Here is a 22,816-nt window from a genome sequence, read left to right on the forward strand (position 1 = left end):
AGGTTAAAAACCGAAAATGAGTGATTACTCACTTTTATTTTAACCTAAAAAAAATAAAAGTAAAGTAAAAAGCTGTAAACAGGGGTAGAAAAACATCCAAATGCATTAGAATAAAAATTTACAATAAAGACTTAATTTAGTCAGGGAGGCGTGTTCCATTGATTCTGATTTTTTCCAGCATTGTTGCTCCGATTCTTGTAGGTATAACGCTCGTCACTTATAAGTATTGGTTAGAACATCGTGGCAAATCGAGCTCATATTTATGTACAGCAATTAGTCACGTATAACCACTAAAGGATTACATGTTCACTTCGTTCTCATGCATATTGAGGCTCTAATTCAGCAAGAAATGCTTCATAAGAGCCACAACAAAAGCCCCGACGTCTCTAACCAGATTCGGGGCTCTTCTGTGTGTCCATTGATTCTTTTTCCTAACACCATCTTAACACATTTTTTCCTTTTTCAACACCTTGCGCTACTTCCTTAAATAAACATCCGATATCAAATGGTCTGCGCCTTTTTTCAAAATAAGTTGGGCGCGATATTTCGTCCGTTCAATGTTTTCCCTCAAATTCACGCCATTAATTTTATCCCAAGTATCTAAGGCGAACTGGCGTGCTTCGGCCTCACTGATTTTTGTATAGCGGTGGAAATAGGAGCTTGTATCTTGAAAAGCGGTCTCGCGCAGCATGAAGAATCTCTCCAAATACCAACGCTTAATCTCGCTTTCTTCCGCGTCCATATAAATCGTGAAATCAAAGAAATCACTTGGAAAAACGGCTTGTTCAGGGTCCACTTGCAACACATTAATCCCTTCTACAATGATGATATCCGGCTGACTAATCATGCGCGTCTCCTCCAAGATATCATACGTAAAATGCGAATAAAGCGGCACTTCTACGTTCTCCTTATTACTTTTCAAATCGCTCAAAAAAGCAACAAACCGACTCCGATCATAGCTCTCTGGAAAACCTTTACGCTCCATCAAGCCTTTCTCCTCGAGCACCGCGTTTGGATATAAAAAGCCATCCGTCGTGATCAACTCGACTTTACGCGTTTTCGAAAACCAGCGATCAAGCATGATTTTCAGCACCCGCGCCGTTGTACTTTTGCCAACAGCCACACTACCTGCGATACCGATCACGAACGGTGTGTGCGTCGCATGTCGTTTCAAGTATTCCATTTTTTCACCGTGAATGAAGATTTGCTCATGATAATGAATCGCGAGTAATTTCACGAGTGGTAAATATATTTCAGCGATATCTTCGAGTGAGATTCGGTCGTTTAAACCACGTATATCTTCCAATTCTTCCGCCGATAACATCTGGTCTTTACTTACTTCCAGCTTACGCCAATCCTCGCGCGGAAAATGAAAGTAGGGGGAATAATGATTCATAGTCATTCCATCCTTCTCTAGTTTGTTTTCGTTTTCACAGGTTTAAGCATAACGTATCTGACTCGATTCCGCAACCTAATATTTGCGATAAACATACACATCTTTCGGCTTCGGAATTTCACCGTATTTCGTCACCTTGACAGCCGGGATATCCATTTTAAAAGGAGCATAGTATTCCTGCTCAATCACGCCGCTCACCTTCACCCACGTATCATTACTCAGGTCCGTCTCCTCATCCGGCATATGCACAAGCATTCCGTAAACGCCAGAATCCGCAACACAATGAATGATGCCAAAACGGAATACAAACAAATTCGCGCCCTTCGTCACCGGATCGTTATACACAAAGCCAGTAAATTCAACCCGCTTCCCTTCAAATTCACCAGGATAACTATAAATAATTTCCATCGTCATCAAATAATTCTCATCCGTTACCTTAATTGGATCCTGATCAATAATTTGGGTCTTCTCTTTCGCAATCATCTTCTCATAATCAGACTTGCCAAAATAACCACTCGTATCCGGCTTCAAAAACTGATTCATCGCATACGGATCATCGCCCGCCGCATTATTTTTAGGAAAATGGAATCCTTTTGCATCCACAATCGTCGAATTCAGCGTCGCAATCGGAAACATAAATCCAGCAATCAGCGGATAAACAAGCAGTCCATACACCAAAATCTTTTTCCAAAACGTATTCTCGCCGTCATGCGTGTGCCCCATATGCGCATGATCCTGCTCCAAATCCTCGTCGCGGAAAATCATGATAAGCTGCACCAAACCGAGGAAAAACGCAGCAATCATCGCAGCTAGAGACAAATAGGAGTATTTCATATTAATATACTTACTAATATCGCCCGTCACGTGCAGTTGCATCAAGTAGAAGGCGAATCCGAATAAAATAAACACACGAAACATCAAAACGCCCTCTTTCTAAATAAATAATGCATAGACAAACACCGTCACCGTAACGCCGATCACGATAAATGCCACAAACTTCGCTTTAAAAGTCGCCAGCATCATCATGAGATTTTTAATATCGAGCATCGGTCCAAAAACAAGAAACGCAACAATCGATTGCGTCGAAAAAACACTGCGGAAAGAAGCACCAATAAACGCGTCCGCCTCCGAGCAAAGCGATAAAACAAACGCCAAAACCATCATTAATAGGATTGACAAAACTGGCCCGTGCCCAATCGAAACGAGCGTCGACGTCTTAATATACCTCTGCATCACCGCCGCTAGTAACGCGCCAAACACAAGAAATTTCCCAACTGAGAAAAATTCATCCACCGCATGTTGCAACGTATGCCAAATCCTATCTTTCATCGGCATTTTAGCATCATCATGACTATGATCGTGATGATGCTGGTGTGCCGTCTCCATTGGCATCGTATGCGCCGTTCCCGAAGCAACCGCCCCGCCCATTCCGGCAATCGCCATCACAGCAGGTGCCTCAGCCTTCTCCCTGCGCTCACCCGCCGTTTCATACAATAGAAACTTTTCCTTCAAACCCTCACCTTTATAAAAATAAGCAATCGCGTTCCCTACAACCATCGCGACGACTAAACTCCCTAAAACACGAAGCAGTGGCACTTCCCACGTACTTCCAAACGCAACATAGGTCGAAAATAGCACGACTGGATTAATGATTGGCGCCGTCAACATAAACGCGATTCCCGCATGAAGCGGTACCCCTTTTGCAATCAAATTCCGGACAATCGGTACTATCCCGCACTCACACGACGGAAAAAGCACACCGATAACCGAACCAACAATCACCGCTAAAAATCGATTTTTGGGTATAATCTTAGCAATAAACGCCTCAGAAATAAACATTTGAATGAAACCTGCAATAAAAACACCAATCAACACAAACGGCAAAGCCTCAATCATAATCGAGATAAAAATCGTATTCATTTGTAAAAAAGAATCTGGTAAATTTTGAAACATATGTTCACTTCCTTGCCTCTTTCAGTTTTGCTAAGCTAACCTCTTGATTTTATGCTTCTTGGGGCAAGAAATCAAGTTGTACATGTCATTTTGAAGTCATACAAATAAAGATAGTAAGTAAAGCCAATGTATCGCGACTCTACCTACCATCTCTCTATACTTTATTAACCTCCAATTTGTACATCTAAATCATCCACTTCTACGTAAGCACCATACCCGATTTTTGTCCTCCCCCAACTACTTTCATATTTCAGTTTATTTACGTTTCCTATTACATCAACGTTAAATAGTTGATGATTAATAAAATAATAAGTCGTGCTGTTGCCGTCTAGTCTCACACCAGAGAGGCTAGAATAGCTACCTGTTGAATTGCCAATCAAATTTCGTAATTGGAGTGTTGCTGCGTCTATCCATTTTATTTCGAGTAAAGCTACATCATCAGGACTCAGTATGCTTAATGTTCTACCAAGATTTTGATTGTGTGCATTAATACGTTCCAATGGTTTAGAAGAAATCGTAGGAGCCCAATCTGATAATATTTTACTATTCATTATTTGATTCCCACTAATATCCACGGTGACCAGTTTTGCTAGCTTTGTTGCTGGAACAATGCCCTCGTTCGTAATTCTGTTGTTATCCAGTTTTAGCGTCTTTAAATTGCTTGCATACTCGATTCCTGTTAAATCCACAATACCTTTATCCAATGCTGTAAATTCCGTTAAGGTTTCCATCTTTGTTTTTGTGATTTGATTGTCATCCGTTACACGAAGCGCCTCTTTTATAGCTGTGCGCAAATGACTATCGGGAATTTCGACTACTTCATCTGGAATGGTCGTCGATGGATCTGCGACGATATTCCAGTTTAAGGAGGCTTGCTGTTTCCCAACCGTGGCGTCTTTCGGAATCGTTAGCGTCACGCCGTCCATTCCGCCAAGTAACGCCGAGTGACTCCCCATTCCAGCATTTTCTCCTGCAATCAGTAAATCTATCTCATCGCCGTCACTAGCAAGCTCGCCACCGACCGTCTCGATACCTTTGTCAGCGCCATTATATTCTGGTTGGAACCCAAGAACACCGCCACGAACAAGCTCACCATTTTGCGATACTTTTAAAGACCAACCTTCTCCAGTCCCACGTAAATCGGCAACATTGATAAACGCTGGTAGCTCTTGATCGGTTTTCGTCTTCACTTTTTCAGCGTGTAGCGTTTCTTTCCGACCCGTTAATGTGACATCGCCAAAATTCAAGTCTGATACGTGGTTAATTCGCAATGCACCAGGATTCGGATTGATTGGGTCAACTGGCACGCTAGGCTCTCCTGGATCGATTGGATTTGTGATTTCAGGATCAGTCGTGCCTGTCCCTGGTAAAATTCGAATGGACGCCTCGCTTTCGGCACTGTCTGGTCCATCAAATGTTGCTGCTAACACCGAATTTCCCGATGTTGTCGTAACCAGTAAACCAGTCATGACAATGATACTTAATTTCTTCATAAATGTGTCGCACTCCTTTAAAATTTTACTTTAAAGGTTAATGATACCTGTACGCTCACCGTTCCGCCATCACTTCTTTTACAGTTTTTCGGAAAATTACGATAGAAAAAAGCAACGAGCATACATCTAATTTTAGATTTATACTCGTCGCCTTTCACATGTTATTTAGCAAATCGCGAATACGGTTGCGCGTGGAACATCCATGTTAAACCGTATTTATCTTTAATAATACCCATTCTACCGCCCCAGAATTGTTCTTTTAGCGGGTCGATAATTTCTACACCACTTTCTGTGACATTCTTGTATAGCGTCTCTAGTGCCGCAACTTCTTCTGCGTCTTCTGAATTGAAATCAAGCATCAACGTAACGCTTGAGGAAAACGGTTCGCCTTCACCAAAACGGTCGCTACAGAAAATCGTATTTCCCAACACAACAAATCCGCCATGAATCGTTGTATCTTCTAAATTATCTGTTGTTACGCCCCATTCTTTCGCCATGTTCGCATCCATTTTCATGCGCTCCAATAAAGTTGCTCCAAACACGTCTTTATAGTATTCCATCGATTCTTTCGCATTTTCAAAACTTAAATAGGAATGTAATTTTGCCATCTTATTTTCCACCTTTCAAATGAAGTTACATCTGGATTATAAGGGATGGATCGATGAATTACAATCTATAACCTAGCTGCACACAAAAGTTGGGTGATTTCACAGAAATGGTCTACTTACGATACATTTTGAATTCCAAGAATAATTCATTATAATGCGCCAACATTTTCTTTCCTAGATTATCGTAAACCTCTAAGTTTTTCAATTGGTCTAGGTCTGGATAGAAGCGTTCATCACTCGAAATTTCTTTTGGCAAAAGTTTCACCGCGGCTTCATTTGGCGTCGCATAACCAACATATTCCGCATTTTGCGCTGCATTTTCAGGTTTTAGCATGAAATTGATGAATTTATGCGCCCCATCGACGTTTTTCGCAGTTTTCGGGATGACCATATTATCAAACCATAGATTCGAGCCCTCTTTTGGAATCACGTACTCCAAATCCTCATTTTGGTCCAGCATCTCGGCAGCCTCACCAGAGAACGTCACCGCAACTCCGGCCTCATTTCCAGCCATCAAAATCTTGATTTCATCCCCAACAATCGCCTTCACATTCGGCGTCATTTCCTTCAATTTCATCAACGCTTCCTGCAATTGCGCCTCATCCGTACTGTTCAGCGAGAAGCCAAGGCTGTTCAGTCCCAGCCCCATCACCTCACGCGCACCGTCAATGAGCAGAATCTGATTTTTCAATTCCGGGCGCCACAAATCATTCCAACTCGTGAACGGGATGTCCTGAATCATTTTCTTGTTGTAAATAATGCCCAGCGTGCCCCAGAAATACGGCATCGAATACTTGTTTCCCGGATCAAACGACAAGTCCATAAAACGCGGATTCAAGTACTTCATATTCGGCAATTTCGCCTTATCGAGCGGAATCAACAAATTCTCCTCCCGCATCTTACTAATCGCGTAATCACTCGGCACCGCGATGTCAAACGTTGTCCCGCCTTGCTCAATCTTCGTCATCATCGCCTCATTCGAATCAAACGTCTGGTAAATCACTTTGATACCAGATTCTTTTTCAAATTTTTTCAGTAAGTCGGGGTCCACATAATCGCCCCAATTGTAAATTGTCAGCGTGTTGCCGCCTGAATAGCCTTCCGATTTGTTCAGCGAATACGTCAGCACCATCATCAGAAGCGCCGCAACAACGACCAGACCAAAAACACGAACTAATTGCTTCATTTTTTCGGCACCTCCATCGCTTGTGCGGCCTTCGCATTGCGCTGATTAATGAAGTAGTAGCCAATCACGAGCACAATCGTAAATAGGAATAGCAAGGTCGACAACGCATTAATCGATAGCGAAATCCCCTGGCGCGCCCGCGAATAAATCTCTACAGAAAGCGTCGAAAAGCCATTTCCCGTTACGAAGAAAGTCACCGCAAAATCATCGAGTGAATACGTTAAAGCCATAAAGAATCCGGCAAAAACACCAGGCGAAATATACGGCAAAATCACCTTGCTAAGCACGTTCCACTGGCTTGCTCCCAAGTCACGCGCCGCATCAATCAGCGTCGGACTCATCTCTTGCAATTTTGGCAAAACCATCAAGACGACAATCGGAATACTAAACGCAATATGCGATACGAGTACCGAAATAAAGCCCAGTTTCACACCTAAAATCGTAAAGAAGATCAGGAACGAAGCACCAATCACAACATCCGGACTAACGATCAGCACGTTGTTCAAGCTCAGCAATGAATTTTTGGCAAACGGGCGCGGCATGTAGCGAATCGCCAGTGCACCGAGAACGCCAAGAATCGTTGCTACAACAGAAGAAAGTAGCGCAATCACGAACGTATTCAACACGATGATTAACAGTCGCGTATCCTGAAATACTTCTTTATAATAATCCCACGTAAAGCCACTAAAATGATTCATCGTTCCGCCCGCATTAAAGGAGTAGAACATCAAATAGAAGATTGGCGCGTACAAAACAAAGAATACGACGGCTAAATAAATTTTTCCCAACTTGTTATTTTTCTTCATTTCACCGCCCCTTTCTTCCGTTTGGCACCACTTACAAACATAATAATAAACATCGCAATAATCAAGAATACGCCAATTGTCGAGCCCATTCCCCAGTCCTGTGTCACCAAGAAATGCTCCTCAATCGCAGTCCCAAGCGTAATCACCCGGTTTCCCGCAATCAGACGCGTAATCATAAAGAGCGACAAGGCCGGAATAAACACCGCTTGACATCCCGCTTTGACCCCATCTAGCGTAATCGGAAAAACAACCCGCCAAAAAGTAGTCCAGCGCGTAGCACCCAAATCCTGCGCCGCGTGTGTGAGCGACGGATTCATCTCCTCGAGTGCATTATAAATCGGCAAAATCATAAACGGAATAAAAATATACGTCGACACAAACAGGAAACTAAAGTCCGTAAACAAAATCTGCTGCGTGCCGATCCCGATAAATTCTAAAAACTTGTTTGCCGTCCCGTACGTCCCAAAAATCCCCATAAACGCGTAGGCTTTCAACAACAAATTAATCCAAGTCGGCAAAATAATCAACAATAACCAAAGCTGTTTATGCTTCAATTTTGTCAAAACGAGCGCCGTCGGATATGAAATCAATAAGGTGAATAGCATAATCAAAAACGCATACCAGAACGAGCTCACCGTCATTTTTAAATAAACCGGCGTAAAGAAATTCACGTAATTCGAAAACGTAAAGTTGCCATCGATATCAAAAAACGAATAGTAGGCGATCAACACGATCGGCGCAATAACAAACAGCAAAATCCAAAAGGCATAAGGAATCAGATAAAAAGTCCGCGCTCGTCTCGTCATCTCATTACGCCTCTTCGTAACTTTCTAGACGGGCATCAAACTCTTCTTCGGTTTCCCCAAGACGCATAATATGGATTGCTTCTGGATCAAACGCCAGTCCTAATTTTTCACCAATTCGTGCTTTTTTAGTCGAATGCACAAGCCACTCATTCCCGTCCTCATCGATACAACCAATCTCATAGTGAACGCCGCGGAACAAGACCCAGTCAACCGTCACGCGCAGATTCCCTTTTTCCTCCGCCGTAATTTCCAAATCCTCCGGTCGAATAATGACTTCGACAACCTCATTCGGATTGAAACCTTGGTCGACACACTCAAACCGGCGTTCCACAAACTCGACCTCGAAATCCTGCACCATTTTACCAGAAACGATGTTCGACTCCCCGATAAAGTCCGCCACAAAGCGATTAATCGGCTCATCATAAATGTCCATCGGCGTCCCACTTTGCTGAATCTCGCCCTTATTCAACACAAAAATCTCATCGCTCATCGCGAGCGCCTCTTCTTGATCATGCGTGACAAAAATAAACGTAATGCCAAGCCGACGTTGCAAATCACGCAACTCATATTGCATCTCCGTCCGCAACTTCAAATCAAGTGCCGACAACGGCTCATCTAGCAAAATAACTTCCGGCTCATTCACAATCGCGCGCGCAATCGCCACACGTTGACGCTGACCACCAGACATTTCCGTAATCTCACGCTGCTCATATCCCGCCAAATTCACAAACCGCAACGCCTCCGTCACTTTTTGCTGAATCACGTCTTTCTTCAATTTCTTAATACGCAACCCAAAAGCCACATTCTCAAACACATTCAAGTGCGGAAATAGCGCATAATCCTGAAAAACCGTATTGACCGGTCGCTTATTCGCCGGAATATCATTAATCACCTTATCATTCAGAAAAATCTTGCCATCACTTGCCTCCAAAAAACCAGCAATCAGCCGCAAAATCGTCGTTTTACCACAACCAGACGGCCCGAGCAGCGTATAGAATTTCCCTTTTTCAATCTCAAAACTTACATTATCAAGTACTGGTGGATCATTATCGAACTGCTTTGTCACATTTTCAAAGCGAATAATTGTTTCTGCCATTTGCGTCTTCCTCCTTACAAATACGAATCCGTCGCCACCAAAATCAGCGTCGCCGGCACGTCTTCCTCATTACAAATTTGGTGTTCATCCGAAGCATGGAAATAAATTGCCTCGCCTTTTTCCGCCGTATATATTTTCCTACCTAATTTGATAGTCACTTTCCCCTCTAACACATAGGCAAACGTCTCTGATAACGAAGGCTCAAATTGTTTAAAAGCCCCTTTTCCAGAGAGCGTTAAATACACTGGTTCGATTTCCTTCTCGTTCGATTCAGGTACCAACCACTTTACTTGATACCCTTTTTCCTCATCTTCAAAAAAAGTATGCTCACTCGCGCCGTACACAACCTTCTGCTCCTGCTCTTCCTCATCAAAAAATTCTTTCGGCGTACAGCCCAGCACCTCTAAAATATCAAATAACGTTTCAATAGAAGGCGAGCTCAAATCGCGCTCCAACTGTGAAATATAGCCCTTCGTCAGATCCGTTCGCTCCCCAAGCTCTTCCTGCGTCAAATTCTTGCTAAGTCGTAAATTCTTAATCCGCTTGCCAATATCCATAGTCGCAACCTTCCCATTAGTTTAGTAGAAGTAAACTCCGAGTCATTATTGTTTAGTAATAGTAAACTCCATGTTTACCACAGCACCGCTAATTATACATCATTCCCCCCTACAATCGCAATACTTTTTTTGCAAAAAAACAAGCCTGTGAAAGTTTGATACTCCCATCAGGCTTGCCTATTCAAGCTAATTCTTCATTTCCAAAATAATACGTTTCATATAAATTCAAGTTCTGCCTCAACTCACGCGCCAAATCCCTTGAAATTTTGCCTTGTTCAAATAGGTTTTGGATAACATCACGTTCAATTTGAACCGCTTGAAGTTGCACATCTTTTTTCGCTTGCTCGAATTTCTCCCTGGATTTGATACTGCCACGTTCTTGACGCATCTGCTCCATAATCCGTTTATTCTCATTGATGAGCGGCCAAATCACCGCTTGGTTCGTATCGTTCAACAAAGCCATCAAGTTCTCATTGACAACACGCGTATTCTTTTCACGCAAATCCCTAATCTCGCCAATCATTTCTTGGTATTGTTCCGGATTTTGCTTCATCTCGCTCATTCTTTCCTTCGCCTTTTGCCACTGCTTCGGATGCATCACTTGGCGCATCAGCCGTTTGAACATCATACCCATCATACCAGAGCGCGAACGGCCTCTACCTGATAGGGCTTTTTCCATCGCATCTAGATAGTTATTATAACGATTAGCCGCCTGCTTACTAGCCTTGCCCTGCGTCAACAATTTCTCCGTATTTTGCTTTTCCCACTCTACAATTTGTAATCGCAAAGCATGTTGCTCTTTATCGATTTCTCGTTGTTTGCCCGCATCTATATCTTCTTTCTGAATAGCACGCATACGCCCGCGGTAATCGTCCATCACAACCTGTGTCGCCGCCTTGTTTTCCGATGTTATTTCTCGATTTAATTGCTCTACGACATGCCGACAAACGCTCAGCTTCATTGATTTCTCCGCGCGAGGACTATCCGACTGACTCTCATCTTTTCGAGCTAAAATCGGTAAAATCGCCGTGGCAATAATCAGCGAGCATAAAATAACGCCGGATGCGATGCAAATAATCAAAGATCGCTGCGGAAACGGACTGCCATCTCCGAGTACAAAGGGAATCGAGAGCGCCGAAGCAAGCGTTACCGCGCCACGAACACCGGATAAAGAGGTAAGCACCGTCGCTCGTAAATTCGGCTTACCCAAATCATTTCCCTTCATCAAATGCGGAATCAGCCAACCTAAATGAATCCACAAAAAGCGAATCCCAATCAAGCTAAACGTGATGAGAAGGACGTAAAACACGACTTGCCAGTTACTCACGCCCGAATTTTGCCAAACGACTTGAATAATATCTGGCAATTGTGTTCCTAAAATGATAAAAACTAAACCGTTCAACACGAAAATAATAACCGACCACGTACCTTGTGAAACCACGTTCAATTTCACCGTCATCGGATCCATTTTCCGCTTCTCGAACGCATGCATAATCCCAGCCGCAACGACCGCTAAAATACCAGATACATGCAGTTCCTCCGCCACCAAATAAATCACAAATGGCGTCAAAATTTGAATCAACATATGTAGCGTAACATCCTCCATGCCCAAACTACGAATCCATTTTAGAAATTTAAATTTAATGAAAGTCAGCACGAGACCGCAAATAATCCCGCCAACCGCGATAATCACAAAGCTAACCGAAGCACTCCAAATCGAGAACACTCCCGTTACCATCGCCGCAATCGCAAATTGGAAGGCAACCAAGCCCGAAGCATCGTTCATGAGCGCCTCGCCCTCTAAAAGATGCGTGATTTTTTTCGGCAAATCGATGCGTCCAGAAAGCGAACCTACAGCCACAGCGTCCGTCGGTGCAAGTGCTGCTGCCAGTGCAAACGCCGCCGCGAGTGGAATCGTTGGAATCATCCAGTTGACAAAATACCCAATCACGAGCACCGTCACAAACACAAGCCCTAACGCCAACATTAAAATCGGCGCGCGCAGGTTCCACAACGCCTGCCGATCCGTTCGCTTCCCATCATTAAATAGCAATGGCGCGATAAAAAGCACCAAAAACAGTTCTGGATTCAATTTCAACTCGAACGCAAGCGGCATGCAAGCCACCAAAACACCCAATCCGATTTGTATCAACGGTATCGACACAAACGGAATGAACCGGTTTACAACGTTCGAAATTAAAATCGTCGCCAGCATGATTAATACGTAATAAAATATGTCCACCCTTTTTCAACCCCTTATTCGCCTTCAACCTCAGTTTTATATTGGTCAATTTCGTCATTTAAATACTTCATTTTCTCATCTAAGTGCTGGATAATTGCCGCAGCTTCATAAAGTTCCTGCGTCAGATGCGCCGGCGCCGTCGATTTATATTTATAGTAAATCTTATGCTCCAAACTCGCCCAAAAATCCATCGCAACCGTTCTAATCTGAATTTCCACACACATTTTGCGCGAGGTATTCGTCAAGAAAATTGGCACTTCACAAATCAAATGCAGACTCCGATACCCATTAGGCTTTGGATTCTCCACATAATCCTTCACATTCAAAATAGTCATATCATCTTGGTTCGCCAACATCTCATAAATCTTATAGATATCCGACACAAACGAACACGTCACTCGGATGCCGGCAATATCATGCACATGCTCATAGGCATTCTCCGGCGTAATATCAAGTCCTTTTTTCTCCAATTTCGCCGTCAAACTCTCAAAACTCTTCACCCGTGATTTCAAATGCTCCATCGGGTTATAATCATGCAGAAACTGAAACTCATCATTCAATATTTTTAATTTTGTATTCACTTCTTCTAAGGCAAAACGATGCATTAACATCACATTACGCCATTCTTTCAACTCATTTACGGAAGGTTGTTGTTGCACAAAAATTACTCCTCTCTCCACTTCACTATTCTACCCTCCTATGTTACTACATTTTGCACATTTTCGCACAGTAATTCGTCAAATAAAAGAGCTTTCTTACTATATTATCATCATTTTATCAGAAAAAAAGCTATTTTTAACAATACCGTACCTTTATGAACGGCAGATGAATTTTCCAAAAAGCCATTTCTATTTGCTGTCATTTTTGGTATGATGGACATATCTAAAAATCGAAAACGGGGGCTTGTTTGGCATGTTAAATAAAGAAGCAGAGTTGCAATTCAATATTATTCTAAAAGCATTAAATATGACCAGTGTTGGCGTTATCATTACGGACGGCGATTTACCGAAAAATCCAATTATTTATGTGAATAGCGGCTTCGAACGAATCACCGGCTACACCTCCGAAGAAGTTATGGGGAAAAACTGCCACATGCTCCAAGGTCGCAAAACAGACAAATCCGCGCTAGCTAAAATCGGCCAAGCCATTAAAAATCGCACAACCGTAAGCGTCTTCCTCCAAAACTACCGCAAAAATGGCGATATCTTTTTCAATGAATTGACGATCGATCCGATTCACGACGAAGCATCTGGGAAAAACTACTTTATCGGCATTCAACGAGATGTCACGCGCGAAGAAAAATACAAAATGCTGCTCGAAGATTCGATTGAAGAAATCGTCAAAATGTCGACGCCAATCGTTCCCGTCCAAGAAGGCGTCGCTGTTCTTCCCTTAGTTGGCGCATTATCGACAGATCGCTTTGAAGAAATGACGCAAAATGTAGCTTCCTATCTTGAGGTAAGTCACATCGATTATTTAATTATGGACATTTCTGGGCTAGCTGATTTCAATGAAGAAGTGGCCGCGAATTTGATCAAATTTTTAGCCTTAACGAAATTAACGGGCGTGAGCCTCATGTTGACCGGTGTTTCCCCACGATTCGCGATGTTGATGGTTAATTACGACAATCGCCTACCAAGCATTCCCACTTACAGCACCGTTCGTGAAGCCTTAAAAAACGTTTAAAATACAAAAAAGCCTTGCAATTCCTCGCTATATTCGTTACTATAGAACATGAAAACTTAATAAAATCCTCATCCAAACGGTGAGGTAGAGGTTGCGAAATTCACAAGTAACGCTGACGAGGTGCATCACACACCGATGACTCATCGCGAAAAGGATGCTCGCCGAAGTGAAGACAGGTGTATGACTGCTCTTTAGCTGGGACTGTTGTCGAAAGAAACAGGACTGCCGTTTTTGCCATTAGCTTGACGAAACGGATGTGCTATCTAACGCTTTTTGATGTTGGTATCTATAGACTGATCTCGAAAGAAGCACACGGGATCGGTTTTTTTGTTCCCAAAACCTCATTTTCAAACAGAGAAGAAAGGGAGTTTTACTTGTGAAAAAAGAACATCAACAAGGTCACATTCGTAGAGATTTAAAAACGCGTCATTTATCGATGATCGCGATTGGGGGCTCGATTGGAACAGGATTATTCCTAGCGAGCGGAAATGCCATTGCAGTAGCAGGTCCCGGCGGCGCACTTGTCGCTTACGCTGCGATTGGCTTAATGGTTTACTTTTTAATGACGAGCCTCGGGGAAATGGCGACATACATGCCTGTCTCGGGTTCCTTTAGTACGTATGCCTCCCGTTTTGTTGATCCAGCATTTGGATTCGCACTCGGCTGGAACTATTGGTTTAACTGGGCGATCACACTTGCCGTTGATATTTCAACTGCCGCACTCATTATTCAATTTTGGTATCCAGATGCACCGGCTTGGCTGTGGAGCGCCGTATTCCTATTGCTCATATTCGGCCTAAATGCCCTATCCGTCAAAGCTTATGGGGAATCAGAATACTGGTTCTCGATTATCAAAGTAGTCACCGTTATCGTCTTTTTAATCATCGGTGTGCTAACGATTCTTGGTATTCTTGGTGGTCATTTCATCGGTTTTGAGAACTTCACAATGGGAGATGCACCATTTAACGGTGGATTCTTCGCGATACTCGGGACCTTCCTGCTCGCCGGTTTCTCCTTCCAAGGAACGGAGCTCGTAGGTATTGCAGCTGGCGAAAGCGCGACACCTGAAAAAAGCGTGCCTAAAGCTATTAAACAAGTATTCTGGCGTATCTTACTCTTCTATATTTTTGCGATTTTCGTTATCGGGATGATTATTCCTTACACTAGTCCAAATTTACTTGGCGGCGAAGCAACAGACGTAGCGATCAGCCCGTTCACGCTCGTTTTTGAAAAAGCTGGTCTGGCCATTGCAGCCTCTGTGATGAACGCGGTTATCTTGACGTCCGTGCTATCCGCTGGTAACTCAGGACTTTATGCTTCGACGCGGATGTTATGGTCCATGGCAAAAGACGGGAAAGCACCGAAATTCCTATCCAAAGTAAACCGCCGCGGGATTCCGATGGCAGCTCTTATTTTGACAACAATTGTTGGTGCAATGACATTTATCACGACGTTAAGCGACAATGGTGCCGTTATTTACACTTGGCTTCTAAGCGCATCTGGTCTGACCGGTTTCATCGCTTGGGTCGGCATCGCGATTAGTCATTATCGTTTCCGACGTGCATACGTGAAACAAGGTCTGAACTTAGACGACCTGAAATATAAGGCCAAATTCTTCCCATTCGGCCCGATTTTGGCGCTAGTACTGTGTTTATTAGTTATCGTTGGGCAAGATTACAACGCCTTCTTACATCCAGATATTACAAACCCACAATGGTGGCAGAAAATCGCGATTTCCTATATCGGATTACCGATTTTCCTAGCATTTTGGCTTATTTACAAGTATACGCAAAAATCAAAAGTGATCCCACTCGACGAATGTTCTTTTGATGAACACTCATATGCAGATGGAAAACGTGACTGAAAAAAGCAGATTGGCTTGATGCCAATCTGCTTTTTTCAATCTCTCAATGCGCTGACATTTGCCGTCTTCGATAGAGACGTTTCGCAGTTTTTCCTAGTCTGTTTTTAACAAACTTTCAATTCTCCGGTTAATCTCAATCAACTTATCTATATCCGCATCATCGATTTCATCCAACGCTTTCATCATGGCTTTATAAGCAAAAGCGTTTTGCGTCGAGCGCTCTGACATCTCTTTGCCCTTTTCCGTCAATTGCAAGCGCCAAGCATCTGCGTTTTCCACGAATTCCGTATTCATTTTTTCGACTAGTCTGGCGTGAACTAAGCCATCAACATTTGCCGAAATGACTTCTGTCGATGTGAATAGTTTCTTCTTTAAATCATCTACCGTCGATTCTGGACGTCCATACAAAATATTAAGTATCGCCATTTGTTGCAATGACAGGCCTAAACTCAATGCGTTCTGTTCCGCATGTTTCGCGGTAATCCGGTTGATTGCCCAATACGAGCCCAACACGTCCCGTACCCGATTTACTCTATCTTCACTCAATTCCATCTATCATCACCTCTTCCTCTTCTATTTTACGCTACTTTCTATTATACACAATCATCTTTACATAAACTTAACGAAATCCACTTTTTTTAAAATTTTTTTCTAAATCTCTTGACTTACTTTTTATAAGTATGTTATTATTTGTTTGTAAGATATTTCGATATTAAAACATTTTGTTGAAACGAGGTGGTTTCCTTGGACAATGTTGATCTGAAATTGTTTACCGTTTTGTTAAGATCAGCAGGCTGGATTCAAAAACTCACGGCCAGATTGGTCGAGGAACATGGTATTACGCCAAGTGAATTCGGTGTTTTAGAGCAGATTTATCATCTTGGACCACAACAACTGCAAGCTATCGGTCAGAAAAATCTGATTTCAAACGGCAACACGACGTACATGGTCACCAAACTTGAAAAGAAACAATACTTAGTTCGCACAGCAGACCCGAATGATCGCCGTATCATTTATGCAGAGCTAACAGAACAAGGCACAGCTTTCATCAGCAACTTATTTCCGCAGTTCGAAGCATTGATAAAAGCACAACTCGATGTGTTAGACGAGGAAGAGAAGGAAACCTTAATAATGGGACTAAAAACAATCGGTCTAAACGCCGAATCCCACTGGCGAGCAAAATGAAGATGGCGCCAACAAAAAATTATATTAATTGGAGGAATTTTAAAATGACAGTAGAAAAATGGAATGTAGACCCAGCACACAGTTCAATCGAGTTTCAAGTAAAACACATGATGGTATCTAAAGTGAAAGGCGTTTTCAAAGATTTCAGCGCTGATTTAACGCTTGATCCAGAAGACTTAACAACGGCTAGCCTAACGTTCACCGTTGATGCGGCGTCTATCGATACGCGTCAAGAAGCGCGCGATGGTCACTTGAAGAGCCCGGATTTCTTCGATGTTGAGAACTACCCATCGATTACTTTTAAATCTACTAATATCGTTGCAGATGGCGGTAACGAGTACAAAGTGACTGGTGATTTGACGGTTCGTTCCGTTACAAAACCAATCACGCTAAATGTGGAGTACGAAGGAACAAGCAAAGACCCAATGTCAGGCAATATGGTTGCTGGCTTTGAAGGAACTGGAAAATTCAATCGTAAAGACTTTGGCCTAAATTACAACGCAGTACTTGAAACTGGCGGCGTACTGATTGGCGACGAAGTAAAACTTAACATCCAAATCGAAGTTTCCAAATAATGCAAAAGGTGAAGTTAAGACGCTCAATCTACAATGGTACCTATAGAATGGACACTTCAAAAAAGAAGTGCATTCTATAGGTTTTTTTTATACTCAAATAAAGCAATAACTCCGCTAGAAAGGAAGCAATCATGAGCAAAAAACTATTCTCGAACGCCGAAATCCAAAAAATAAAACAAAATCCAAATGGAAGAAACGTTTCGAGCAATGTGCCAGCCACTGGAAAAAGCCTATGAAAAAGACAGTGTCATTGGTTTGATGGACAATCGCAAAAGGCTCAAAAAATCTCAAACGAGTACTGACACTTGAAGAATCAATCCAACGACAACAAGCAAGAACAGCTGTATTAGAAGAACAAGTAGAGGTTTTAAAAAAAGCTTGAGAAGATAGAAGGAAGGTGCTTCACAAGAAAAAACAGATTAACAACGGATATGAAATTTCAATAGATTCAAACACTGGTCTCAAATAACAACTTTTCTCGTTGCGTTAGCTATTTCTGTAGCTTATTAGAGGTATCTAGATCAGGCTATTATCGGTATGTACAGTGTCAATCGCAACGAACACAGCTAGAAAATCAAGACGAGGCCTCGCGCGATATTATACTAAAAGCTTTCCATCGTCACGGTTTTAAAAAGGGCGCTAGAAGTATCAAAATGATACTAGAGAATGAATTTGGCATCATTTTCTCCATCTATCGCCACATCTACACCATACAAGTTTCTAGTAGTTATTGGACTTCGGCTTCTTTTGCAACCTTATCCTTGCATGTCGCCTTCTATGTGATTTCTGTTTGTCGGATCAGAGATTTGCCTTGAGCTTCCTTCAGATTCCACGTCGCCATGGACACCCTTGCTGTTGGCTAGGTGCTTACCACTACCAGATCGCACTCGGGACTTTCATCCGTTAGAGTTTGCCCAGCATGGGCAAACAAAAAATGGCTCCTGTACAATACAGAAACCATCTTCTAGCAAGTGCTTAATTCTTTTTTTACAAGCGTCCGTGACATGGGTACCACTTTATTTAGGGGGTAAAAGGGCGCTTTTTGTTTGTTAGTGTTACTTGCTTTTTTTATTTTTTTTGTAATTTCGGTAGGTAATTAGTGTCATCAATATGAAATATATCATGGCTCCTAATGATAAGAGTATAAGGCTTTTATCTGCTTTTGTGATTGTCATATAGCTTAAGAATAGAAAAAATATTATGCTTCCGAATATATGTACAATTAATGAAAGACGCATATGATTTATCTCCTTTTTGATTATGAGTATCATAACTTCACCTTTTATTTTTCTGGATTTTTTTCCATACGAGTGCCGCTGTCATAAATCCTCCAACGCCTAGTATCAATTCAAACAAAGCTCCGCCGCTCATTACGGGGCCTAGGTCTGGCAAAATCATCAACAAGAATACAAGTACAAAAACATACATAACGACAATACCACTGCCTATTAAAAAGTAGGCAGCCATTGATTTCGATTCTGTGACCGAATAATGCTTCCACAATATGTACCCGCCTATTAAAATACACACGATACAAATAAAAACCATCAAAACGGTCAACACAAATGTCCCTGCATAAATAACACTATCTTTAGTGACCAGGCCGATAATCCCCATAGCGACTAAAAAGAGACTTATGCCCAAAATTCCTATCAAAACAAACAACGGAATCTGACTCGTATAATCCGTCTTTGTATTTGGTGATTGCTCCGCCTTTTGCTTCGTCAATTGCCTACCGTAAGCTGTTGCATCCATCCCTAGAACCTGAGCGGGATTTGCTTTTTCTGATGCTACGAGTTGATCCATCGCCTGCAACACAAATGCATCTTTCTCCTGCTCTGACACATTTTTCTCAGCGCCAATGATCCATTCCACCGTCTTCATGTACGCTTTTTTATCAGGCGTCAACTGTTCTCTTTTCTCATCAATCACTTGCTTTTTCGTTAGCATAAATCACGCACCTACTCCCATAGTTCTCCCCTTATCATATGCGAAAAAAAATATTTCAGCAACTTATATTAAATTTCCGCCTTGTCCCCTCCAAATATGTGTTACAATGGTTCTATTATTTTTTAATAGAAAAGGTGAGGACATGCATGCAGAAAAAGAAAAAACATTAGGTATATTAGCTGCTATCGGGGCTTATATTATCTGGGGAGTATTACCGCTATATTGGAAAATGGCTGGGGCTGTCCCGGCTAGCGAAATTCTAGCGTACCGAATTATTTGGTCGTTCGTATTTATGGTGGCGATTATAGCGATTCTTGGCAAAACAAAAGAGGTATGGACGGAAATCATCTCGATTTTCAAACGTCCCAAACTGATTCTAGCGATTTCCGTTGCTTCCGTTTTAATCACGGCCAATTGGTTCATTTTTATCTTCACCGTGAATGACGGTCATGTAATCAGCGCGAGCCTTGGTTACTATATTAATCCACTCGTGAACGTCCTGCTTGCAACAGTCTTTCTAAAAGAAAAACTCAGCCGTGGCGAAATGTTAGCCGTGCTATCCGCTGCAATCGGCGTACTTATTTTAGCCATTCATCAAGGCGTTTTCCCATGGGCGGCAATTTCGATGGCTGTCACATTCGGACTTTACGGCTTGATTAAGAAATTAGTTCCCATCAGTGCGTGGGGCGGGTTAACGATTGAAACGCTTATTATGACACCATTCGCGATGATCTTTTTGCTATTTTTCGCGCAGGATGCTTTCATGCAATTCGGTTTGGATACTAATCTCGTTCTTTTCGGAGCTGGCGTCGTTACAGCCATTCCACTACTGCTCTTTGCAACAAGTGCGAGACGAATTTCCTACGTCATGCTCGGCTTCATCCAATACGTTGGGCCAACACTCATGCTCATCCTAGGCGTCTTCGTATTCCACGAAGCCTTCGATAGCACACAACTCATCGCGTTCCTATTCATCTGGGCCGCACTGCTTATTTTCACGGTCTCCAACATCGTCATCACACAAAAAATGAAAAAAGTGACTCTATCTTAATACAGCAATGAGGCAAGGTCTACCAACGACTTCTTGCCTCTTTTTTTATGCTCGAAAAACTTTATCCTTTACATTTCACAGGATTATCGGTATACTAAAATCAATCGTTGTAACAATAATAGTTACAACTAAAATCATGAGGAGGTCATTTATTATGAAAATCGGTATTATCGGAGCAACAGGTCGCACAGGTTCACGCGTATTGACGGAGGCCAAAAATCGAGGGCATGAGGTAACAGCCATCGTTCGCAACGCTAGTAAACTAGAGGACACATCATTGCCCGCGATTGAAAAAGATATTTTCAGCCTCACAAAAGAAGATGTCGCCGCTTTTGACGTTTTAGTGGATGCTTTTAGCGCACCAATCGAGGTATCAGATAACCATTGGAAATCGATCGACCATCTGATTACGGAACTAAATGGAACAACAACGCCTCGTCTCATCGTTGTTGGCGGTGCAGCAAGCTCGCTAGTGGACGATAAAGGGACGCGCGTTCTAGACACACCATCATTCAAAGAAGCTCCCTATTACGCAACAGGAGCCGCACAAGCGATTCAATTAGACCACTTAAAATCAGATGCGACTTTTGACTGGACGTTCATCAGCCCAGCAGGATTATTCGAACCCGGCGAACGCACAGGTACTTACACAACAGGAACAGACGAGCTCATTGTTGATGCAAAAGGAAACAGCTACATCAGCATGGAAGACTACGCCATCGCACTTGTAGACGAAGCCGAGAACGCGAAACACGTACGCGCTCGTTTCACAGTCGGACAACGATAATATCAAAAGAAGCCCGATGAACGCTGCATGTTACGCGTTCGTCGGGCTTCCCTTATTGGCTCAAATATTAAGATTGAACCGTGCCAGTGAAGAAGGCTAAATAAAGATTTTGTGCAAACTTGTCTGCATCTTTAATTTTCCACTGATCTTTGTTTGATTCTAGATTCATTTTCACTTTAACGGCTTTCTCAGAAACTTTTGCTTTTGCGATGGTTTCTTGATACACGTCAAGCATGGCAGTAGCGGCTTTTTTCGCATCGGTTTGAATCGATGGGTCGGCTTTTACTTTAGCTTGTAAAGCGGTTGTCATTTCTGCTTGCACGCCTGTCATATCAAGGCCGTTTACAGAGATTTCAACGGTTGGTTTGTCTTTATCGTCATTTGTTACTTTTGTTGTATATTTTGTGACTTCTTTTACGCGTTTGGCGAACGTATCGTATAATTTATCAACCTCATCATCGATACTACCATCTGTAATATTTAAGCTACTCGTGAACCCTTTTTTGAAACCTGTTTTGATTTCTTTTTCTAAGTTCTTCGCATCTTCCCCAAATACGTCCTCAAACTTATCTGTGTCTTTGTTGAAGATGATTGTGTTAACAGCGATATCTGCCGCTTCTTTCGGCTCTACCGCACTACTTCCACATGCAGCTAGGGTAATCGCAGCTGTTAAAACAACGACAAGCATTAAAGCTAACTTTTTCTTCATGTGATACACTCCTTTTTCCCAACCTTATTTTCATACTCTTCCTATTTTAAAGGAATCCCAGCAGATTACAAGTATTTAGACGGGAATGTTTCGCATAATAGTTTCAAGTCAGCTAGCCTCTTTGCGACGCAACTCTTTTATTGTGCGGTTCCAGTAAAGAACGCTCGGTATAAATTGTTGGCAAAATCTTCGTCATCCTTGATCTTCCACTGATCTTCATTAGCTTCTAGATTCAGTTTTACTTGAACTGCTTTTTTGGACGCTTTTGCTTTTGGAATCGTTGTTTTATAGCCATCAATGACCGCTTTTGCAGATTTTTTTTTGTCTTTTTCAATGGATGGGTCTGCTTTCACTTTTGCTTTAAAAGCGGCCAATCTTTCTGCCTGCATGCTTGCCATATCCAGACCGTTGACAGAAATTTCGACAGTTGGCTTTTTCTTGTCGTCGTTCGTTACTTTTGATGTATATTTGGTTACTTCTTTCGCACGTTTTGTATAGGCATCGTATAAATCGCCTATTTCCTCATTCATACTACCATCCGTTATTTTTAAGTTCGCTGCAAATCGCTTTGTAAAGGTTTCTTTGTTGTTTATTTGCAGAGCGGTGGCACTTTTACCGAATGTATCTTTGTATTTCTCGACATCTTTATTGAAGATAATCGTATTCACAGCGATGTCTGCGGCTGCCTTTGGTTCCACGGCATTGTTACTCCCACATGCACTTAGAGTAATCACAGCTGTCAAAACGACTACGAACATTAAAGTAAGTTTTTTCTTCATGCAGTACACTCCTCGTATAATAAGTTTATAGCTTCTTAATTGTTCTTTGAAAATTTCATATAACAGCCTGTCGGCTTGTAAATGGTT

23 protein-coding genes and 1 riboswitch are annotated in these 22,816 nt (G+C 42.3%); of the genes, 7 read left to right on the plus strand and 16 right to left on the minus strand.

All coding sequences use genetic code 11. From position 1 onward, the window contains the following. Positions 1–158: 158 nt before the first annotated feature. Positions 159–287, plus strand: coding sequence for a type I toxin-antitoxin system Fst family toxin (locus EP58_RS17310; RefSeq protein WP_167333274.1), 129 nt, complete (start codon positions 159–161; stop codon positions 285–287). Positions 288–475: 188 nt separating this feature from the next. Here EP58_RS17310 and coaA read toward each other — a convergent pair whose 3' ends face one another. From coaA to EP58_RS01540, 12 genes are all read right to left on the minus strand, one after another. Beyond that, entirely contained in the window at positions 476–1,396 is a 921-nt protein-coding gene (gene coaA / locus EP58_RS01485) for a type I pantothenate kinase (protein ID WP_036089190.1), read from the minus strand. 75 nt (positions 1,397–1,471) lie between these two features. Continuing rightward, positions 1,472–2,314, minus strand: a complete 843-nt coding sequence (locus EP58_RS01490) for a TIGR03943 family putative permease subunit (RefSeq protein WP_036089192.1) — start codon at positions 2,312–2,314, stop codon at positions 1,472–1,474. Positions 2,315–2,329: 15 nt separating this feature from the next. Continuing rightward, positions 2,330–3,349, minus strand: a complete 1,020-nt coding sequence (locus EP58_RS01495) for a permease (protein ID WP_036089193.1) — start codon at positions 3,347–3,349, stop codon at positions 2,330–2,332. Positions 3,350–3,513: 164 nt separating this feature from the next. Then, positions 3,514–4,842: a WxL domain-containing protein gene (locus tag EP58_RS01500; RefSeq protein WP_036089194.1), complete on the minus strand. Its 1,329-nt coding sequence runs from the start codon at positions 4,840–4,842 to the stop codon at positions 3,514–3,516. A gap of 161 nt (positions 4,843–5,003) precedes the next feature. Then, the gene (locus EP58_RS01505) at positions 5,004–5,450 is read right to left on the minus strand and encodes a VOC family protein (RefSeq protein WP_036089196.1); all 447 of its coding nucleotides are present in this window, start codon (positions 5,448–5,450) and stop codon (positions 5,004–5,006) included. A gap of 112 nt (positions 5,451–5,562) precedes the next feature. Next, positions 5,563–6,636 carry an ABC transporter substrate-binding protein gene (locus EP58_RS01510; protein ID WP_036089197.1) on the minus strand — a complete coding sequence of 358 codons (1,074 nt, stop codon included), beginning with the start codon at positions 6,634–6,636 and terminating at the stop codon, positions 5,563–5,565. Further along, entirely contained in the window at positions 6,633–7,442 is an 810-nt protein-coding gene (locus EP58_RS01515; RefSeq protein ID WP_036089199.1) for an ABC transporter permease, read from the minus strand. The genes EP58_RS01510 and EP58_RS01515 overlap by 4 nt, the downstream gene beginning before the upstream one ends. Further along, positions 7,439–8,248 carry an ABC transporter permease gene (locus tag EP58_RS01520; RefSeq protein WP_036089200.1) on the minus strand — a complete coding sequence of 270 codons (810 nt, stop codon included), beginning with the start codon at positions 8,246–8,248 and terminating at the stop codon, positions 7,439–7,441. Before EP58_RS01520 ends, EP58_RS01515 begins: the two co-directional genes overlap by 4 nt. 4 nt (positions 8,249–8,252) lie before the next feature. Continuing rightward, positions 8,253–9,344 (minus strand): ABC transporter ATP-binding protein, encoded by a 1,092-nt coding sequence (locus EP58_RS01525; RefSeq protein ID WP_036089202.1) that lies wholly within the window; start codon positions 9,342–9,344, stop codon positions 8,253–8,255. 14 nt (positions 9,345–9,358) lie between these two features. Further along, positions 9,359–9,901 carry a helix-turn-helix domain-containing protein gene (locus tag EP58_RS01530; protein WP_036089203.1) on the minus strand — a complete coding sequence of 181 codons (543 nt, stop codon included), beginning with the start codon at positions 9,899–9,901 and terminating at the stop codon, positions 9,359–9,361. Positions 9,902–10,082: 181 nt separating this feature from the next. Further along, positions 10,083–12,143 carry a Na+/H+ antiporter gene (locus EP58_RS01535; RefSeq protein ID WP_036089204.1) on the minus strand — a complete coding sequence of 687 codons (2,061 nt, stop codon included), beginning with the start codon at positions 12,141–12,143 and terminating at the stop codon, positions 10,083–10,085. A gap of 14 nt (positions 12,144–12,157) precedes the next feature. Then, positions 12,158–12,754 carry a GTP pyrophosphokinase gene (locus EP58_RS01540; RefSeq protein WP_052165020.1) on the minus strand — a complete coding sequence of 199 codons (597 nt, stop codon included), beginning with the start codon at positions 12,752–12,754 and terminating at the stop codon, positions 12,158–12,160. Positions 12,755–13,055: 301 nt separating this feature from the next. Between EP58_RS01540 and ytvA the strand changes: the two genes are divergently transcribed. Then, positions 13,056–13,829 carry a YtvA family blue-light photoreceptor gene (ytvA, locus tag EP58_RS01545; RefSeq protein ID WP_036089207.1) on the plus strand — a complete coding sequence of 258 codons (774 nt, stop codon included), beginning with the start codon at positions 13,056–13,058 and terminating at the stop codon, positions 13,827–13,829. Positions 13,830–13,906: 77 nt separating this feature from the next. Then, a riboswitch (Lysine riboswitch) is annotated at positions 13,907–14,099 on the plus strand. 106 nt (positions 14,100–14,205) lie between these two features. Next, a complete protein-coding gene (locus EP58_RS01550; protein WP_036089209.1) occupies positions 14,206–15,693 on the plus strand; it encodes an amino acid permease in 1,488 nt (495 codons plus the stop codon). 93 nt (positions 15,694–15,786) lie between these two features. Here EP58_RS01550 and EP58_RS01555 read toward each other — a convergent pair whose 3' ends face one another. Continuing rightward, positions 15,787–16,245, minus strand: coding sequence for a MarR family winged helix-turn-helix transcriptional regulator (locus EP58_RS01555; protein ID WP_036089211.1), 459 nt, complete (start codon positions 16,243–16,245; stop codon positions 15,787–15,789). A 192-nt stretch (positions 16,246–16,437) separates the two neighbouring features. Between EP58_RS01555 and EP58_RS01560 the strand changes: the two genes are divergently transcribed. After that, on the plus strand, positions 16,438–16,878 hold the full coding sequence (locus EP58_RS01560) for a MarR family winged helix-turn-helix transcriptional regulator (protein ID WP_052164998.1): 441 nt from the start codon (positions 16,438–16,440) through the stop codon (positions 16,876–16,878). 44 nt (positions 16,879–16,922) lie between these two features. Continuing rightward, complete coding sequence (locus EP58_RS01565; protein ID WP_036089214.1) at positions 16,923–17,453, plus strand: YceI family protein; 531 nt, start codon at positions 16,923–16,925, stop codon at positions 17,451–17,453. A 1,275-nt stretch (positions 17,454–18,728) separates the two neighbouring features. Here the strand turns inward: EP58_RS01565 and EP58_RS01575 are convergent. Then, the gene (locus tag EP58_RS01575) at positions 18,729–19,403 is read right to left on the minus strand and encodes a DUF1129 family protein (protein WP_036089217.1); all 675 of its coding nucleotides are present in this window, start codon (positions 19,401–19,403) and stop codon (positions 18,729–18,731) included. Positions 19,404–19,545: 142 nt separating this feature from the next. On the opposite strand from EP58_RS01575, the gene rarD reads away from it, so the two are divergent. Then, positions 19,546–20,454, plus strand: a complete 909-nt coding sequence (rarD, locus tag EP58_RS01580; RefSeq protein ID WP_036089218.1) for an EamA family transporter RarD — start codon at positions 19,546–19,548, stop codon at positions 20,452–20,454. A 154-nt stretch (positions 20,455–20,608) separates the two neighbouring features. Then, positions 20,609–21,241, plus strand: coding sequence for an NAD(P)-dependent oxidoreductase (locus EP58_RS01585; RefSeq protein WP_036089220.1), 633 nt, complete (start codon positions 20,609–20,611; stop codon positions 21,239–21,241). Positions 21,242–21,308: 67 nt separating this feature from the next. Here EP58_RS01585 and EP58_RS01590 read toward each other — a convergent pair whose 3' ends face one another. Both EP58_RS01590 and EP58_RS01595 read right to left on the minus strand, forming a co-directional pair. After that, positions 21,309–21,950, minus strand: coding sequence for a DUF5105 domain-containing protein (locus EP58_RS01590; RefSeq protein ID WP_036089222.1), 642 nt, complete (start codon positions 21,948–21,950; stop codon positions 21,309–21,311). 137 nt (positions 21,951–22,087) lie between these two features. Continuing rightward, on the minus strand, positions 22,088–22,729 hold the full coding sequence (locus tag EP58_RS01595; protein WP_052164999.1) for a DUF5105 domain-containing protein: 642 nt from the start codon (positions 22,727–22,729) through the stop codon (positions 22,088–22,090). Between the last annotated feature and the right edge of the window lie 87 nt (positions 22,730–22,816).

Origin of the sequence: Paenilisteria newyorkensis (assembly GCF_000766145.1) — a bacterium.
Classification (GTDB): Bacteria; Bacillota; Bacilli; order Lactobacillales; family Listeriaceae; genus Listeria_A; species Listeria_A newyorkensis.